We start from the raw sequence: 16473 nt of genomic DNA, 5'->3' as shown, positions 1-16473 counted from the left end.
CCTCCCGTCAGTGAGGTGGAACATGGTCTGGTGGCAGGTGCTCGTTCTGGTCGTCGTCGCGCTCGTCGCGGCGGTCGCCGCCTACCGCGACGGCATGGAGCGGGGCGAGCGCGTGGGGCGCGAGTCGCGCCCGCACGTCGCCGCCCCGGTCGACCCCGACGACGTGCTGTTCGGCGGCGAACCGTCGGTGCGCGCGCGGGAGGAGGCGTTCGTCGCGGCGATTCCCGAAGCGGTGATTCTCGTCGACGGCGAAGGCATCGTCCGCTACATGACGAAGGACGCCGCCGAATTCGGGATGAACGAGTCGCGTCATCTTTCGGACGACGACGCGCTCGGCATCCTCGCGCGCGTCGCCGCGGACGGCAAGACGCGCGAACGCGAGATCGAACTGCCCGTCGAGGGCGTGCACACGCTCGCCGGCGTGAACGGCGATTCCGGGCGCGGCGTCGAGGCGGGCAAGGCGATGCCGTCGAACATCCGCTATCTCAGGGTGCGCGTGAGCGCGATCGGCGACGACCTGTACGCGGTCCTCATCAGCGACATGAGCGAGCAGCGCCGGTTCGAGGCGATGCGACGCGACTTCATGACGAACGTCTCACATGAACTGAAGACGCCCGCCGGCGCCATCTCACTGCTCGCCGAGACGATCGGCGACGCCGCCGACGATCCGGACGCCGTGCGCTACTTCGCCGGACGCGTCTCCAAGGAGTCGACGCGACTGACCGAACTCGTCCACCGTCTCATCGACCTGCAGAAGGCGCAGGACGCGGCCGGCGTGCTCGACCCGAAGCGTCTCGGCGTGCTTGCCGTCGCGCGCAAGGCCATCGCCGAGAACCAGGTGCAGGCGGACGGACGCCACATCGCGCTCGAACTGCACTATGACGGCGTGCAGGTGCCGGTCGACGCGCCCGGACCGGGGGAGAGGGACGCGATCGTCTCCTGCGACGAGGACTCGATCACCACCGCCGTGAAGAACCTCGTCGAGAACGCGATCCACTATTCGCCCGAACACACGACCGTGCGCATCGCCGTGGGCGCGCGCGACGGCAAGGTGCGCATCCGCGTCATCGACCAGGGCATCGGCATCCCGGCGGAATCCATCGACCGCATCTTCGAGCGCTTCTACCGGGTCGATCCGGCGCGCTCGCGCGCGACCGGCGGCACCGGTCTCGGCCTCGCCATCGTCAAGCATTGCGTCGCCGACTGCGGCGGCACCGTGTCCGTGTGGTCGCATGAGGGGGAGGGGTCCACGTTCACGATCGAGCTGCCGCTCGACGCGGACCAGACGCCGCTCGCCGGTCCGGCCGCGGACGGTGCGGACGCTACGGACGCTACGGACACCGCCGGTGTCGCCGATGCCGCGGACGTTGCGGATGATCGGGGAACGGACGCCCGGAAAAACGTAGTCGGCAATGATGGTGGTACTGATGATTCGCATGATACTGGGAATCACACCGAAAACGACGCGTAATTATTACGTAGTCGAGATTGGAGGCGGATGAACCGTGGGCGAACGACTAGGATTGTCCACGTAACAAAACAGGGGAAAGGTGATCATGACGCGCATTCTCATCGTGGAAGACGAGGAATCCTACAGGGAACCGCTGGTGTACCAGCTTACGCGGGAAGGATACGACGTCTCCGCCGCCGCGACCGGCGAGGAAGGGCTCGAACTGTTCACCAAGGGCGGCATCGACTTCGTGCTGCTCGACCTCATGCTCCCCGGCATCGACGGCACCGCGCTGTGCCGCCGCATCCGCGAGCAGAGCCGCGTGCCGATCATCATGCTCACCGCCAAATCCACCGAGATCGACAAGGTCGTCGGGCTCGAGCTCGGCGCCGACGACTATGTGACCAAGCCGTACTCGTTCCGCGAGCTGCTCGCGCGCATCCGCGCCGTCATGCGCCGCAACCAGCAGCCCTCGGGATCGGGCGACGGCTCCGGCGCCGACGACCTGCCGCTCGTGTGCGGCGACATCTCGATGCAGGTCGGCCAGCATCAGGTCACCGTGCGCGGCGAGAACGTGTTCTTCCCGCTCAAGGAGTTCGAGCTGCTCGAATACCTGCTGCAGAACAAGGGCCGCGTCATGACCCGCCACCAGCTCATCGACCGTATCTGGGGCTCCGACTATGTGGGCGACACGAAGACGCTCGATGTGCACGTCAAGCGCGTGCGCGCCAAGATCGAAGAGGACCCGAGCCACCCCAAGTACCTCACCACCGTGCGCGGCCTCGGCTACAAGATCGACAAGCCGGCCGCCTGACCCATTCAGGCTCCCTCTGACGAGGGAGCCGGCAGCCTTCTCGTCGCAGGAGGCCGGCTCATGCGCCAAACTACGCGCAAGTCCCTGAAAACGACGTAGGCATTGATTGCGGATTGTTCATCGTCCGTTCACTGATTTCGGCCGGTGAAAGCCGTCGCTCCCTCTAGTCTTGAAGATGTCAAGAAATGACGGACGGTTCGGAATGCGTCTCCACACCACATCCGGATCGCCTCTTGCAAGTGATAGAGGGAAAAGAAACAATGCGTAAGAACATCCTCGTTCGCTCCATTGCCGCCCTGTCCGGCATCGTGATGCTGGCCGGCCTTGCGGCCTGCGGCGACAACACCGCCTCCACTTCCAACGGTGGCTCTGATTCCACCACCAAGTCCGAGCCCATCTCCGGCAACTTCGCCGGCGCCGGCGCCTCCTCCCAGCAGGCCGCCGTCGAGGCTTGGACCGCCGCCTTCCAGGGCACCAACCCGGACGCCAAGATTGCCTACAACCCGTCCGGCTCCGGTGCGGGCGTCTCCACCTTCCTCACCGGTGCCACCGCGTGGGCCGGCTCCGACAAGGCCCTGTCCGACGACGAGGTCTCCCAGTCCAAGACCGTGTGCACTTCCGGCACCGCCTTCGACGTGCCGGTGTACATCTCCCCGATCGCCGTGGTCTTCAACCTCAAGGGCATCTCCGACGCGGGCAAGCACATCGACCTCGACGCCTCCACCATCGCCAAGATCTTCGACGGCAAAATCACCAAGTGGGACGATCCGGCCATCGCCGACCAGAACAAGGACCTGAAGCTGCCCGACACCGACATCACCGTCGTGCACCGCTCCGATAAGTCCGGCACCACCCAGAACTTCGTCTCCTACTTCAAGGACGCCGCCCCGAACGACTGGAGCTACGACCTGTCCGAGAACTGGCCGAACTCCGTCGGCCAGGGCGCCAAGGGCACCTCGGGCGTGATCTCCACCGTGCAGCAGGCCGACGGCACCATCGGCTACGCCGACTTCTCCCAGGTCGGCAAGCTCGGCACCGTCGCCGTGAAGGTCGGCGACACCTACAACGAGATCTCCGCCGAGGCCGGCTCCAAGGTCATCGAGGATTCCGAGCTCGACTCCTCCGCCAAGGGCGACAACCGTGTGGTCGTGAAGATCAACCACGAGACCACCGCCAAGGGCGCCTACCCGATCGTCCTCGTGTCCTACATGATCGCCTGCCCGGCCTACAAGGACGCGAAGCAGGGTGAGTTCGCCAAGGCGTGGCTCACCTACGTCACCTCCTCCGATGGCCAGAAGGCCGCCCAGGACGCCGCCGGCTCCGCGCCGCTGCCGTCCAGCCTGACCGCGAAGATCACCAAGTCGATCGAAGCCATCAAGACCAAGTGATGACCTTCCCGGGTCGTCCATACGGGCGGCCCGGCACGGTCCGAACAGCTTAATTGAAGACACCGAATCTGTGAGCCGCAGTCGTGCGAACGGCTGCGGCTCACAGCCGGTTTTCGGAAAACCGTGCTTGAAGGTTCTCACGCACTCGCAATACGCACCAATTTCCACTAAGGAGAATCCGTGAGTTCGCAAGACACACCGGTCACGCAGCCGGCCGGCGGCAAAACGGCGGACAAGGTGTTCAAAGGCATCGCGTATGCCTGCGGCATCCTGATCCTCGTCGTGCTCGCCGCCGTGTTCCTGTTCCTCTTCTTCCGCGCATGGCCGCTCATCGGCGGTGACCAGACCGCCAACAGCGCCACCATCTCGAGCTTCACCGGTGGCAAGACGTCGAGCTTCTGGGGCTACGTGCTCCCGCTGCTCTTCGGCACCGTGCTCGTCTCCATCCTCGCCCTGCTGATCGCCTTCTTCGTCTCGATCGGCATCGCCCTGTTCATCTCGCACTACGCGCCGAAGAAGATCGCCACCGCGCTGAGCTACGTGGTCGACCTGCTCGCCGCCATCCCCTCCGTCATCTACGGTCTGTGGGGCGGCTTGATCCTGGTGCCGGCCATCTACCCGTTCTGGAACTGGGTGGCCACCTACCTTGGCTTCATCCCGTTCTTCGCAGGCCCCGCCGCCAACCCGCAGCGCACCGTCGCCACCGTGGCCGTCGTGCTCGCCGTGATGGTCCTGCCGATCATCACCTCCATGTCGCGCGACATCTTCCTCCAGACCCCGACCCTCCAGCAGGAGGCCGCCTACGGTCTGGGCGCCACCAAGTGGGAGATGATCAAGCTGGCCGTGATCCCGTTCGGCAAGTCCGGCATAGTGTCCGCCTCCATGCTGGCCCTCGGCCGCGCCCTCGGCGAGACGATGGCCGTGTTGATGATCCTGTCCCCGGGCCTCACCTACTCCATCAAGCTGCTGCAGGCCTCGCAGAACCAGACCATCGCCGCGAACATCGCCGCGCAGTACCCTGAAGCGAACGATCTGGGCGTCTCCACGCTGATCGGAACCGGTCTGATCCTGTTCCTCATCACCTTCGTGGTCAACTACGTCGCCCGTAAGATCACCGAGAAAGCGAGCGTCTGATGGCTGAAGCAACCGCGACCAAGAAGAAGAACCTCGACGGCGCGCCCGTCATCGACTTCGACAAGTTCCGTCCGACCCGCTCCTCGGAGAACGCGCGCAAGCGCAAGGACTACTTCATGACCGGCCTGATCGGCCTGGCCTTCGTCATCGCCTGCCTGCCGCTGATCTCCGTCCTGTGGACCACCATCGTCAACGGTCTGAAGCGACTGAACCTCAACTTCCTGTCCTACAACATGACCGGCGTGGTCGGCGGCAACCCGACCCCGTCCGGCGGCTACGGCGGCGTGCTCCACGCGATCATCGGCACGCTGGAGATCACCGGCGGCGCCATGGTCATCTCCATCCCGATCGGCATCATGTGCGCCGTGTACCTCGTCGAATACGCGCACGGCGGCAAGCTCGCCATGACGATCTCCCTGCTCGTCGACGTGATGAGCGGCATCCCGTCCATCGTCGCCGGTCTGTTCGCCTTCTCGATGTTCACCATCGTGTTCGGCCCCGGTACGATCAACGGCTTCGAAGGCTCCGTCGCACTGTCGCTGCTCATGCTGCCGACCGTCGTCAAGTCCTGCGAAGAGATGCTCAAGATCGTCCCGAACGACCTGCGCGAGGCCTCGCTGGCCCTCGGCGTCACCAAGCAGCGCACAATCACCAAGATTGTGCTGCGCACCGCCCTGCCAGGCATCGTCTCCGGCTGCATCCTCGCCATCGCGCGAGTGATCGGCGAGACCGCCCCGCTGCTCATGACCGCCGGCTACATCTCCAGCACCAACGTGAACCTCTTCTCCGGCCAGATGACCACCCTGCCGGTGTTCGTCTACCAGGAGTACTCGAAGCTCAACGCGAACTGCCCGGCCCACGCGACCGCCGCCTGCGTGCCGACCATCCCGATGGAACGCGCCTGGGCCGCAGCCCTCGTGCTGATCATCATCGTGCTGCTCCTCAACCTCATCGGCCGTCTCGTCGCCAAGGTCTTCGCCGTCAAGACCGGACGCTGAGCCGCGAAACGTAACGCATCGTAAGCAACCAAAAGGAAATTCATCATGGGACAACGCATTGACGTCAACCACGAGAACATCTACTACGGCGACTTCCTCGCCGTGGAGGATGTGAACATCAACATCGAGCCGAACAAGGTGACCGCGTTCATCGGGCCGTCCGGCTGCGGCAAGTCCACCGTGCTGCGCACCCTGGACCGCATGCACGAGCTCATCCCCGGCGCCCACGTCGAGGGCGAGGTTCTGCTCGAAGGCAAGAACCTGTACGACAAGGACGTGGACCCGGTCTCCGTCCGCCGTGACGTCGGCATGGTCTTCCAGCGCCCGAACCCGTTCCCGACGATGTCCATCCGCGAGAACGTGCTCGCCGGCGTGCGCCTGAACAACAAGCACCTCAACAAGTCCGACGCCGACGACCTCGTCGAGTGGGCCCTGCGCGGCGCCAACCTGTGGAACGAGGTCAAGGACCGTCTCGACAACCCGGGCATCGGCCTGTCCGGCGGCCAGCAGCAGCGTCTGTGCATCGCCCGCGCCGTGGCCGTCCACCCGCAGGTCGTGCTGATGGACGAGCCGTGCTCCGCCCTCGACCCGATCTCGACCTTGGCCGTCGAGGATCTGATCAACGAGCTCAAGGACGACTACACCATCGTCATCGTCACCCACAACATGCAGCAGGCCGCCCGTATCGCCGACTTCACCGCGTTCTTCAACCTGAAGGCCGTCGGCGAGCCCGGCCACCTGGAGTATTTCGCGGACACCACCACGATGTTCAACAACCCCCAGAACGAAGAGGCCGAGCGCTACATCTCCGGTCGCTTCGGCTGATCGCGCGACGGATATCGCCGTCACCGCATCGGAAAGCCCCGTCGCATACATATGCATTGCCTGTGTATGCGGCGGGGCTTTCCCGTTTCTGTGGCGTTCCTCTATGGGGAACACCACGCCAGCGGTGTCTGCGACGCGTCGGTGTTGCTAGGCATCCGTTTCGTTTCGCAGGGGCGCTTCCTAGTGAAGCATGTGGGGCTCAGCGTGTCCGTTTCGTTTCGCTGAGTTGGCTTCTATCTTCTGGTGAAACGCATGGGGGTTGTGATATCCGTTTCGTTTCGCTGAGCGGGGGAAAGGGGACGCCAGCGGTGTTGAAGGGGGACGCCAGCGGTGTTGAAAGGGACGCCAGCGGTGTCGGATATGCGCCGGTGACTCCGTACCAAACACCCGTTATCCGCTCTTTACAGTGCCAAACACCCGTTTCGAGGGGGTCGAACCGTCCATTTGGCGCTGTAGATACCTGATAACGGGTGTTTCAGCCGGGGAAAGGACAGCAGCGGCCTAGCCTTGGCACAGTTTCGATTTGGTCTCGCCCGGTCCATGCTTGGCCTTGATTCGCCTGGTCTAAGCTCCCTGATTCGTCCTCCGGATATGGAAAGACCCCGCCGAAGCGGGGTCCAGTCATCATGCGCCATGATGAACCAGCCGGCGGCCACCACGTGACCAGCCGACCGTCACCACAGGATCACAGGATCACGCGATCACAGGATCGCCATGCACACGAAGTCGATGATGAACAGCGCGGCCACGACCCAGATGATCGGGTGGACGTCCTTGGCCTTGCCCTTGCAGGTCTTCACGATGCAGTACATGATGAAGCCGCCGGCGATGCCGTAGGAGATCGAGTAGGAGAACGCCATGAACGCGGTGGCGAAGAACGCCGGAATCGCGTCCTCGATGTTCGTCCAGTTCACTTCCTTGAGGGATGCGGCCATCATGCAGCCGACGATGACGAGCACGCCGGCGGTCGCGGCGGACGGCACGGCGGAGATGACCGGGGCGAGGAAGATGGACAGCGCGAAGCAGATGGAGACGACCACGGAGGTCAGACCGGTGCGGCCGCCCGCCGCGATGCCCGCGGAGGACTCCACGTAGGTGGTGGTGTTCGAGGTGCCGCAGATCGCGCCGATGGAGGTGGCGATTGAATCGGCGAACAGGGCCTTGTCCATCTTGGAGGAGAAGCCGGAGCCGTTCTCCAGCGCCTTCTCGTCCTCGAGGGAGAAGATGCCGGTGCGGCGGCCGGTGCCGAGGAACGTGCCGAGCGTGTCGAACGTGTCGGACATGGAGAATGCGAAGATCGTGACGATCACGAGCGGAAGCCTCGCCGGGTCGGAGAACAGCGCGGGGAAGCCCTGCGGCGTGAAGATCGCGCCGAACGTGGTCGGCAGTTCGGAGAACGTCTGCGACAGGGACTGGGCGGAGCCGAAGTTGGTCACGCCGAACGGGATGCCGACGATTGTGGTGATGACGATGGCGAGCAGCATGCCGCCCTTGACCTTCATCACGGTGAACACGACGGCGAGGATCAGACCGATGAGGAACACCCACAGCACCGGGGTGTTGAACGTGGCGAGACCCGGCGTCGCGGCGGTGGCGAGGCCCTTGCCTGCGGCCTTCGTGTCCTTCGGGGTGAAGGTGATGAGACCGACGTTGAGCATGCCCACGTAGGCGACGAACAGGCCGATGCCGCCGCCGATCGCCTGCTGCAGCTGCTCGGGGATTGCCATGATGATCATCTTGCGGATCTTCGTGACGGTGATGAGGATGTTGATCAGGCCGCACAGGAACACCATGCACAGCGTCTCCTGCCAGGTGAATCCGAGGCCGAAGCAGACGGTGTACGTGAAGAACGCGTTGAGGCCCATGCCGGCCGCCTGCGCGTACGGCACGTTGGCGAACAGGCCCATGACGAGCGTGCCGATGATCGCCGCGATGATCGTGGCGAGGAAGACGCCGCCCCATGGCATGCCCGTGGACGACAGGATCTGCGGGTTGACGACGATGATGTACGCCATCGCGAAGAACGTGGTCAGACCGGCCAGGATCTCGGTCGAGGCCGTCGTGCCGTTCTCCTTCAAGTGGAAGAACTTCTCCATATTCTCTTCTTTCCTTGGAATGGTTGGCAAAGCCGTGGCCGATTATATCGCGGGCGCGTTGCGCGGAAGCGGGGCCGGCGGGATTAGACTGGGCGGCGGAACGATAGGTCTCGCATGATGGGGGAGCGATGGGCAAGCCGGCGGTAGAGGTGTCGATTCGCGCGTGGAGGAAGAACACGGTGCATCCGGGGCAGGAGCGCGGCCGCGTGCTGCTCATGCCGGGCACCGGCTACAACTGCGACCGTCCGCTGCTGTACTGGTCTGCGCAGGCGCTCGTGGAGGACGGCTGGCGCATCGACCGCATGAACGTCGCCCACGCCTCCGACGACCTGTCGACGGTGATTCCGGTATTGAACGGGGCGATCGACGGGTGGGTGGCTTCCGTGCGCGCCGAGGCGGCGCCGTCGGAGCGTCCGCCGCGGCTGCTGCTCATCGGCAAGTCGCTCACGACGATGACCTATCCGCACGTCGCCACGACGTTCGGCCTGCCGTTCGTGCTGTTGACGCCGGTGCTGCATCACGCGGACTTCGACCCGTCCGCGCGCGTCATCCCGGTGCCGCGCGTCGGCGACGACATCATGGCCGAGCCGGACGCGCCGGCGGTCGGCGTCGCGCGCGCGGTCGTCGACGGCGACGCCGCCGCGCTCGCGGGCGGCGACGCCGAGCTGGAACGGTGGCGCACGTCGCGGTATCCCGGTCCGGCACCGCTCGTGTGCGCCGGCACCGCCGATCCGTTCTATGACCGGGCGCGTGCGAACGCGTTGACCCCGCACGTGCACGAGTATCCGGATGCGAACCATTCGATCGAGGTGCCCGGCCACTGGCGCCGTTCCCTCGACTATCTCAAGGAGGTCGCCGCCTCCGTCGCCCAGTACGCCGCCACGATCTGATCGGTGATCGCGGCCGGGTCCGGCTCCCTCGATCGCGGCCGGGTCCGGCTCCCTCTGATGAGGGAGCTGTCGGCGGAGCCGACTGAGGGAGAGACGACCGCGGGGCCGGACGATGGACGACGCGACACGCCCATGTGACGCGTTGTCCGTGACCCCACGTAACTTATCCACTCGTAAACCACAGACCGTTGGTTGAGGTGCGCGTGAGTGCATCTCCGAAGTTCGGCACGCCGAGCCAACGCAGGTTGAGAGATATAAGCCCATTTACGGGTGAGCCGGAAACGGCCTTATGTTGCTCTGCCTGCGCGCAGGGCTTTTTTATTGCCCGGCGGGGCGTCCGAACCTCAGGTCAACGGCCGACTTAGGAAGGAACGCCATGAAGAGGCCCGAAAAGGAAGCGGTGGTCGCTCAGCTTACGGCTCAGTTCCGTGATGCTGACGCGGTCTACCTGACCGAGTACCGCGGGCTTACCGTTCCGCAGATCTCCGATCTGCGTGAAAAGCTAGGCCGCGATACTTCCTACACTGTGGCAAAGAACACGCTGGCACGCATCGCCGCCAAGGAAGCGGGCATCGAGGGTCTCGACGAGATTCTCGCCGGCCCGACCGCCATCACCTTCGTGAAGGGCGACTTCATCGAGGCTGCGAAGACCATCCGTGACTTCGCCAAGGAAAACAAAGCCCTCATCATCAAGGGCGGCTATGCCGATGGCACCGTCTACGACGCTGAAGGCGCCACCAAGCTGGCGGATCTCAAGTCCCGCCCGCAGCTGCTCGCCGAGTTCGCCGGCGACATCAAGGCCACGATGTCCAAGGCCGCGTACCTGTTCAACGCCCTGCCGACCAAGGCCGTGCGTACGATCGATGCGCTGCGCGAGAAGCAGGAGAAGGCCGCCTGATTCATGCCTGGCGCGGGTTCGTCCCCGCCGCGTGAACCGAACGGTCATAACTGAAAAGAAACCAAGTTTTTAGGTGGCGGACGCCCCTCTTCAATCTGTCCGCCGCCAAAGATCGAAAGGAAGCCATAATGGCTAAGTACACCAACGATGAGCTGCTGGAAGCCTTCGGCGAGATGACCCTGGTCGAGCTCTCCGAGTTCGTCAAGGCCTTCGAGGAGAAGTTCGACGTCGAGGCCGCCGCCCCGGTCGCCGCCGTTGCCGCCGTTGCCGGTGCCGCCGCCCCGGCCGAGGAGGAGAAGGACGAGTTCGACGTCATCCTCTCCGCCGTCGGCGACAAGAAGATCCAGGTCATCAAGGCCGTCCGCGCCATCACCAACCTGGGCCTCGCCGAGGCCAAGGGCCTCGTCGACGGCGCTCCGAAGGCCGTCCTCGAGAAGGCCAAGAAGGAAGACGCCGAGAAGGCCAAGGAGCAGCTCGAGGCCGCTGGCGCCACCGTCGAGCTCAAGTAATGCACGCGGTCGGGAAGGCCGCTCATTACCAGCTTCGCACGTTTCTTCGTGCAGGAACCCCGCATCCGTCGCTTCGGATGCGGGGTTTCCCGTATCCGGGCGGATTCTGTCGATTCGTCGGACGATAATGCGAACAAATGCGCCGGGGCATGACACAATAGGAAACAGTGCGTGAAATCATCAGAAAGGGAGGCCGCGCGGTGAGTGAGCAGACGGCGAGCCAGTGGCGATTGAAGGTCGCGGGCGGGGACCAGGTGAACGTGCGTCCGGGCGAAAGCCTCGAAATCGGCCGCAAGCCGCTGCGCCCCCTGCCGGATGAGGGTATCGCCCGTCTGGAGGTCGACGACGCGACCAAATCCATGTCGAAGCGCCACGCCCGGTTCTCCGTGGCGGCCGATGGCGGCGCGGTGCTGCGCGACCTGAATTCGACGAACGGCTCCTACGTGGTGAACGAGAAGGGCGAGCTCATGCGCCTGCCCGCCGGCCGCGACGTGCCGCTGCCCTCCTCGCCGATGCGCATCCAGTTCGGCGATGTGCCGGTCGATTTCGTCCGCGTCGAGCCGGATACGCGCCCCGAGGCCGAGGTGCCGAACCTGTTCGACTATTCCACGACCGCGACGACCCGTCAGGAGCCGGATGCGGCGGACATGTCCGTCGACGAGATCCTCGACCTGCGTGCGGGCGAGCCCACGGCCGTGTTCAACGCGCAGAACGCCCGTCACGCCGCGACCTCCTCGCCGTTGGCGCGCATCGCCGACATCGAGCCGCTCACGTTCGCGCAGGTCACCTCGCCTGCCGGCGGTCAGGACGATCCGGACGATCGGGATGACGAGGAGCCGCCGATCGTGTTCTCCGAGGCTGATTCGCGTACCGATCTGCCCGTGACCCCGGCACCGAACGCCACGCCCGTCGTCATGCCGGACGATTCCGGAACCGTGGGGAACGGCGCGGACGTCTCCGCCGCCTCCGATGCCTCCGTCGCGCGGGAGCCGTCGACGGATTCGGTGCCGCTGCACGTCGTCGAAGCGGCCGATCCGGTGTCTCCCCGCGACCTGTTCGCCGACGCGATGAACAAGCCCGCCTCCGCCGCGTCGGAATCGGCCGCGACGCCCGTCGCCTCGTCGCCGGAGCCCGTCGTGTCGGCCAGGCCCGTCGTGTCCTTCGGGGCCGTCGCGTCGTCCGGTGCCGTCGCGGCGTCCGATCCCACCGTGTCGCCGGAACCCTCCGTGTCGTCCGACGTCGAGGCCGAATCCGCGCCGTCCGAGGACACGACCACGCCGATCGTCGTCGGCGCGGCGCGGGAGACCGTGTCCGTCGGCTATGACGATGACGCCACCGGCGTCTACAAGCCCGCCTTCGAGCCCGGTTCCGTGTTCGACAAGGTCTCCAAAGGCGAGTTCGGCAAACCGCAGACCCCGATGATCGAAGTGGACGGCCTCACTTCCGAGGACGCGCGCCACACCACCGACATGACCCTCCAGTTCGAGATGGCCCGCCACGCGGAGCTGCTGCCCTTCCTCGCGATGAACCCCGCGCTGTACGACGACCTGTACGCCTGGCTCGCCGCGCAGGGCGACGCCGACATCGACGAGGCGCTCGCGCACAACGTGGGCTACCAGGACTACCGCGAAGCGGTCGGAAAGTGAAGGAGAGCGGACGATGAGCGCACAATCCACGAAACCCACGCTCGACTGGCTGCAGCAGTGGCATGACCAGTACAAGGCGGCACTCGTGCCCTCCCCGCTGGAGGACGTCAACCAGCTCGCCGCGCAGCTCGACCTGACGCACGCGCACCCCTCGGGCATCGCCCAGCTGTTCGCGTCCGGGCACGTCACGCTCGAATCGCTGTTCCGCGACAACGGCATGCTGCGCGCCGCGGAACGCCGTCTCGGCCGCGTGCTCGACGACCGCGCCGCCAAACGGCGCGTGAGCGGCGTCGCCGAACTGTCGCTCGTCGTCGGCATCGCCACCTGGCACGGCAACGCGCGCCCGGTGCTGCTCTACCCGGTGCAGGCCGTCGCCTCCACGACGCCCGGACAGTCGACGATCGCGTTCACCGGCACCGTGACGCTCAACGCGTCGTTCGTCGACGCGATGCGCGAGGCCGGCGTCACGCTCGACGCCGACTACCTGTTCGACGGATCGCACTATGCGTCCGGGTCCCCCGAGACGTCCGCCGTGTTCGCCGAGATCGCGAAGCGCGTGAAGCCCGCGGTCGGCGACTTCAACATCGAACGCCACATCATCCTCGGCTGTTTCATGGAGCCGTCCACGCAGATCCTCACCGAGACGCAGCGCATCATCGACCAGCTGGGCGAAGGCCCCAGCGGCAACACGCTGCTCGACGCGCTCGCCGGCGACCGGGATGCCGCCGACACGCTGCGCGGCGCGCCGATTCCCGACTACAGCCCGTTCGACGCCGACCCGCACAGCGAGTACGAGGTGGGCGACGTCGACAACACGGTGCGCTACGCCGCCCAGCTCGCCGCGTCCGGCCACAGCGTGGCCGTCGACGGCGCGGTCGGCAAGGACACGGTCGAACAGGCCGCGGCCATCGCCACCCGCTGCGTGATGAACGGCCGCACCGTGCTGTACGCGCCCGGCGTGGCCGAGCAGAAGCGGCGCTTCATGCAGGTCATGCGCGCCAACGAGACGTCCGGCATGGTGCTCGACATCGCCGACGAGCAGGCGAACGCGGACATCGACCGCCAGCTCATCGCCGCCGTCGGATTCCGGTCCGGCGTGGCCACGCAGCATTTCGACCAGCTGGCCGACGAGCTCGTCGGCGTGCGCTCGCGGCTCACCCGCTATCTGGGCGACCTGCACGGGGTGAGCGAGAAGTGGGGCGTGTCTGCCTACCAGACCATCCAGAACCTGGCGGCGATCTCCGTCGCCCCCACCCATCCCTCCACGCACGTGCGGCTGTCCGAGAACACGGCCCGCAGCGTCGCCGGGCACATCGACGAATGGACGGCGAAGCTCGAACGGGCGGCCGCCGTCGGCGAATACACGATCGGCCCCGACGACACCGCCTGGTACAAGGCGTCCGTCACCAGCGAGCAGGAGGCGGTGGACACCTACCAGCGCGTCGTCGACCTGCTGCAGAAGGTGCTGCCCGCCGTGCGCGAGCACGTCGCCTCCACCGTGCAGGCCTGCGGATTCCCCGTGCCCGCCACCGCGCGCGAATGGGAGCGCCAGATCATCGTGCTCAAGAACCTGAGGCGCGTGCTCGACGTGTTCCAGCCGGAGATCTTCGAACGCGACATCGATTCGATGATCGAGGCAACCAAATCGAAGGCCGACCGCAAGGCCGAAGGCACCACGATGGGCTTCTGGGAGCGTCGCCGCCACACCCGCGAGGCGAAGTCCCTGCTGCGCGTCGGCGCCCAGGTCGAGGACCTGCACGGCGCGCTCATCATCGTGAAGAAGCAGTCCGAGCAGTGGCGTTCGCTCGTGCCGCACGGCGGATGGCCGGTGCTGCCGCCCAAGCTCGACCAGATGATCGCCGCGCAGGAGACCATGTCGCGCCACATGACCGCGCTCGACACGGTGCTCAGCACCACGCCGAAGGGCGGCGAACTCGAATCCCAGGACTTCAACGACGTGGAAAGCCGGCTCAAGGCCCTCTACGACGACCACAAGTCGCTCGACGACCTGCCCGAACGCTGCCGCCTCGAGAACGAGTTCCAGGCCGTGGGCCTCAACGACCTCGTCGCCGACTTCTCCAACCGCCACGTGGACGCCTCCGCCGTGGGCGCCGAGCTCCAGCTCGCCTGGTGGACCACCGTGTTCGAGGACATCGTCCGCTCCTCGCCGATCATCTCCAACCAGGACGGCTCGGTGCTCGCCAACGCGACCGAGCGTTTCGAGCAGGTCGACGTCGAGCACGTGCGCTCCATCGGCCCGATGGTGGCCCAGGAGTCGATGCGCCGCCTGTGCGACCTGCTGTTCGCCCGCACGCAGGAGGCGAACCTGCTGCACACGAAGCTCGCCGGCCGCGGCCACATGCCGCTCGACCGCATCCGCCGCGACCATGCGGAGATCCTCGCCGCCGCCAAGCCGATCCTCATGGCCACGCCGGACACGCTCGCCTCGCTCACCGAGCCGAAACCGCTCGCCGACGTCGCCATCATCGACGCGTGCGCGCACATCCCCGCCATCCAGCTGCTCAGCATCGTCGTGCGCGTCAAGCAGATCGTCATCATCGCCCATAGGGACACCGTCACGTGCCCGGGACTCAAGCGGCTCATCGACGCGCTGCCCGTCGTCGAGGTGAAGTCGCACCCGGTGCGCCGCGCCCCGAGGCTCAGCGCCTTCCTTGAATCCGAAGGCTACGGCGCCGTCCGCTACGACGTGTGCACCGACGCGGCCCGCGGCCGCATCGCCTACCACAAGGTCGAGGCGACCGGCACGCCCGTGTTCGCCACCGGACTGGTCGAATCCAGCCAGCAGGAGATCGACGAGGTGGTGCGGCTCATCACCGAGCGCGCCCACTCGTTCACCATCGTGCCGGCCAGCTACCTGCTCACCGTGGTCTCGCTCACCGACGTGTTCCGCGTGCGTCTCGGCGCGGAGCTCAAGGCGCTCGCCGCCAAGGACAAGTCGATGAACAGCTTCCTGCGCCACGTCCGCCTCGTCGGCATCCGCGAGGTGGCCGGTGCCCGCGCCACCGACGTGATTCTCGCGATGTGCTACGCGAAGACCTCGCACGGCCGTCTGCTCCAGCAGTTCGGCGCCTTGGAGGACACGGGCGGACGCGGCATGCTGCTCGACGCGCTCGCGCTCGCCGACCATCACGTCGATATCGTCGCCGCGTTCACATCCGACGAGATGGAGGACGAACGCATCCACGCGCCCGGCGTGAAGCTGCTCAAGACGCTGCTGACCTGGGCGGAGCATCTGCCCGACGAGCCGGCGCTGCCGGCGTGCCGCGAGTCCGGCGGCAACACGCTGTTCAACGATCTCGCGGACCGCATCCGAGCCCGCGGACTCGACGTCGCCATCGACTACGGCTACGACAACGGCCTGACCATCCCGATGGTCGTCGGCCTCAAGGGCAAGCCGTTCGCCTTGGCCGTGCTCACCGACGACGCCGGGTACATGTCCATCCAGTCAACGCGCGAACGCCACCGCATGCTCACCGCCGACCTGATGACCCTCGGCTGGTCTGCGGTGACCGTGTGGAGCGTCGGCTCGTTCGTCAATCCGGAGAAGGAAGTCGACCGCATCGTCGCCAAGGTCGGCGAGATCTACCGGGAGGTGCAATGAGCGAGTACTCGTCCACCCGACGCACGCCGCGCAAGCACAAGCGCGTCGTGCGCGAGGGCACCGAACGATTCGACGCGGACGGCGTCAAGCTGGAGCCTTCGGACATGATGACCGAGCGCCAGCGCGAGGCCGACGACGACAAACGCATCCTCGGCGAACTGCCGCCGCACTGGGCCGTGTTCAACGAGAAGAGCTGAGCTTCG

Annotated in this window: 13 protein-coding genes; 12 read left to right on the top strand and 1 reads right to left on the bottom strand. The window is 66.0% G+C overall.

Features of this window, described 5'->3' with window-relative positions; translation table 11 throughout:
* The first annotated feature begins 22 nt into the window (after nt 1-22).
* From AC1AYX_RS07035 to pstB, 6 genes are all read left to right on the top strand, one after another.
* Nucleotides 23-1471: a sensor histidine kinase gene (locus tag AC1AYX_RS07035; RefSeq protein WP_476502839.1), complete on the top strand. Its 1449-nt coding sequence runs from the start codon at nt 23-25 to the stop codon at nt 1469-1471.
* Between the two features lie 85 nt (nt 1472-1556).
* The gene (locus AC1AYX_RS07030) at nt 1557-2264 is read left to right on the top strand and encodes a response regulator transcription factor (RefSeq protein WP_476502838.1); all 708 of its coding nucleotides are present in this window, start codon (nt 1557-1559) and stop codon (nt 2262-2264) included.
* Nucleotides 2265-2524: 260 nt separating this feature from the next.
* Entirely contained in the window at nt 2525-3652 is a 1128-nt protein-coding gene (gene pstS / locus AC1AYX_RS07025) for a phosphate ABC transporter substrate-binding protein PstS (RefSeq protein ID WP_476502837.1), read from the top strand.
* A gap of 180 nt (nt 3653-3832) precedes the next feature.
* Nucleotides 3833-4786 carry a phosphate ABC transporter permease subunit PstC gene (gene pstC / locus AC1AYX_RS07020; protein ID WP_476502836.1) on the top strand — a complete coding sequence of 318 codons (954 nt, stop codon included), beginning with the start codon at nt 3833-3835 and terminating at the stop codon, nt 4784-4786.
* Nucleotides 4786-5784 (top strand): phosphate ABC transporter permease PstA, encoded by a 999-nt coding sequence (gene pstA / locus AC1AYX_RS07015; protein ID WP_476502835.1) that lies wholly within the window; start codon nt 4786-4788, stop codon nt 5782-5784. The genes pstC and pstA overlap by 1 nt, the downstream gene beginning before the upstream one ends.
* A gap of 45 nt (nt 5785-5829) precedes the next feature.
* On the top strand, nt 5830-6609 hold the full coding sequence (pstB, locus tag AC1AYX_RS07010; RefSeq protein ID WP_055427879.1) for a phosphate ABC transporter ATP-binding protein PstB: 780 nt from the start codon (nt 5830-5832) through the stop codon (nt 6607-6609).
* 701 nt (nt 6610-7310) lie between these two features.
* Here the strand turns inward: pstB and AC1AYX_RS07005 are convergent.
* The gene (locus AC1AYX_RS07005) at nt 7311-8705 is read right to left on the bottom strand and encodes an NCS2 family permease (RefSeq protein WP_476502834.1); all 1395 of its coding nucleotides are present in this window, start codon (nt 8703-8705) and stop codon (nt 7311-7313) included.
* 128 nt (nt 8706-8833) lie between these two features.
* On the opposite strand from AC1AYX_RS07005, the gene AC1AYX_RS07000 reads away from it, so the two are divergent.
* From AC1AYX_RS07000 to AC1AYX_RS06975, 6 genes are all read left to right on the top strand, one after another.
* The gene (locus tag AC1AYX_RS07000; protein WP_476502833.1) at nt 8834-9595 is read left to right on the top strand and encodes a hypothetical protein; all 762 of its coding nucleotides are present in this window, start codon (nt 8834-8836) and stop codon (nt 9593-9595) included.
* A 376-nt stretch (nt 9596-9971) separates the two neighbouring features.
* Nucleotides 9972-10493: a 50S ribosomal protein L10 gene (gene rplJ, locus AC1AYX_RS06995; protein ID WP_034527148.1), complete on the top strand. Its 522-nt coding sequence runs from the start codon at nt 9972-9974 to the stop codon at nt 10491-10493.
* Nucleotides 10494-10621: 128 nt separating this feature from the next.
* Complete coding sequence (gene rplL, locus AC1AYX_RS06990; RefSeq protein ID WP_101621482.1) at nt 10622-11002, top strand: 50S ribosomal protein L7/L12; 381 nt, start codon at nt 10622-10624, stop codon at nt 11000-11002.
* A gap of 200 nt (nt 11003-11202) precedes the next feature.
* Nucleotides 11203-12648: an FHA domain-containing protein gene (locus AC1AYX_RS06985; RefSeq protein WP_476502832.1), complete on the top strand. Its 1446-nt coding sequence runs from the start codon at nt 11203-11205 to the stop codon at nt 12646-12648.
* A gap of 13 nt (nt 12649-12661) precedes the next feature.
* Nucleotides 12662-16270 carry a helicase gene (locus tag AC1AYX_RS06980; protein WP_476502831.1) on the top strand — a complete coding sequence of 1203 codons (3609 nt, stop codon included), beginning with the start codon at nt 12662-12664 and terminating at the stop codon, nt 16268-16270.
* Nucleotides 16267-16467: a hypothetical protein gene (locus AC1AYX_RS06975; protein ID WP_476502830.1), complete on the top strand. Its 201-nt coding sequence runs from the start codon at nt 16267-16269 to the stop codon at nt 16465-16467. Before AC1AYX_RS06980 ends, AC1AYX_RS06975 begins: the two co-directional genes overlap by 4 nt.
* Nucleotides 16468-16473 lie beyond the last annotated feature (6 nt).

The sequence above is a fragment of the Bifidobacterium sp. LH_419 genome, from assembly GCF_056356955.1.
Note: the sequence above shows the minus strand (reverse complement) of the source record. Positions and strands in the feature narration are given on the sequence as shown.

Excerpts from the sequence above, each read along its gene's own strand:
- AC1AYX_RS07035 (WP_476502839.1), top strand. The coding sequence starts at position 23 with ATGGTCTGGTGGCAGGTGCTCGTTCTGGTCGTCGTCGCGCTCGTCGCG.
- AC1AYX_RS07030 (WP_476502838.1), top strand. The coding sequence starts at position 1,557 with ATGACGCGCATTCTCATCGTGGAAGACGAGGAATCCTACAGGGAACCG.
- pstS (WP_476502837.1), top strand. The coding sequence starts at position 2,525 with ATGCGTAAGAACATCCTCGTTCGCTCCATTGCCGCCCTGTCCGGCATC.
- pstA (WP_476502835.1), top strand. The coding sequence starts at position 4,786 with ATGGCTGAAGCAACCGCGACCAAGAAGAAGAACCTCGACGGCGCGCCC.
- pstB (WP_055427879.1), top strand. The coding sequence starts at position 5,830 with ATGGGACAACGCATTGACGTCAACCACGAGAACATCTACTACGGCGAC.
- AC1AYX_RS07005 (WP_476502834.1), bottom strand. The coding sequence starts at position 8,705 with ATGGAGAAGTTCTTCCACTTGAAGGAGAACGGCACGACGGCCTCGACC.
- AC1AYX_RS07000 (WP_476502833.1), top strand. The coding sequence starts at position 8,834 with ATGGGCAAGCCGGCGGTAGAGGTGTCGATTCGCGCGTGGAGGAAGAAC.
- rplJ (WP_034527148.1), top strand. The coding sequence starts at position 9,972 with ATGAAGAGGCCCGAAAAGGAAGCGGTGGTCGCTCAGCTTACGGCTCAG.
- rplL (WP_101621482.1), top strand. The coding sequence starts at position 10,622 with ATGGCTAAGTACACCAACGATGAGCTGCTGGAAGCCTTCGGCGAGATG.
- AC1AYX_RS06980 (WP_476502831.1), top strand. The coding sequence starts at position 12,662 with ATGAGCGCACAATCCACGAAACCCACGCTCGACTGGCTGCAGCAGTGG.
- AC1AYX_RS06975 (WP_476502830.1), top strand. The coding sequence starts at position 16,267 with ATGAGCGAGTACTCGTCCACCCGACGCACGCCGCGCAAGCACAAGCGC.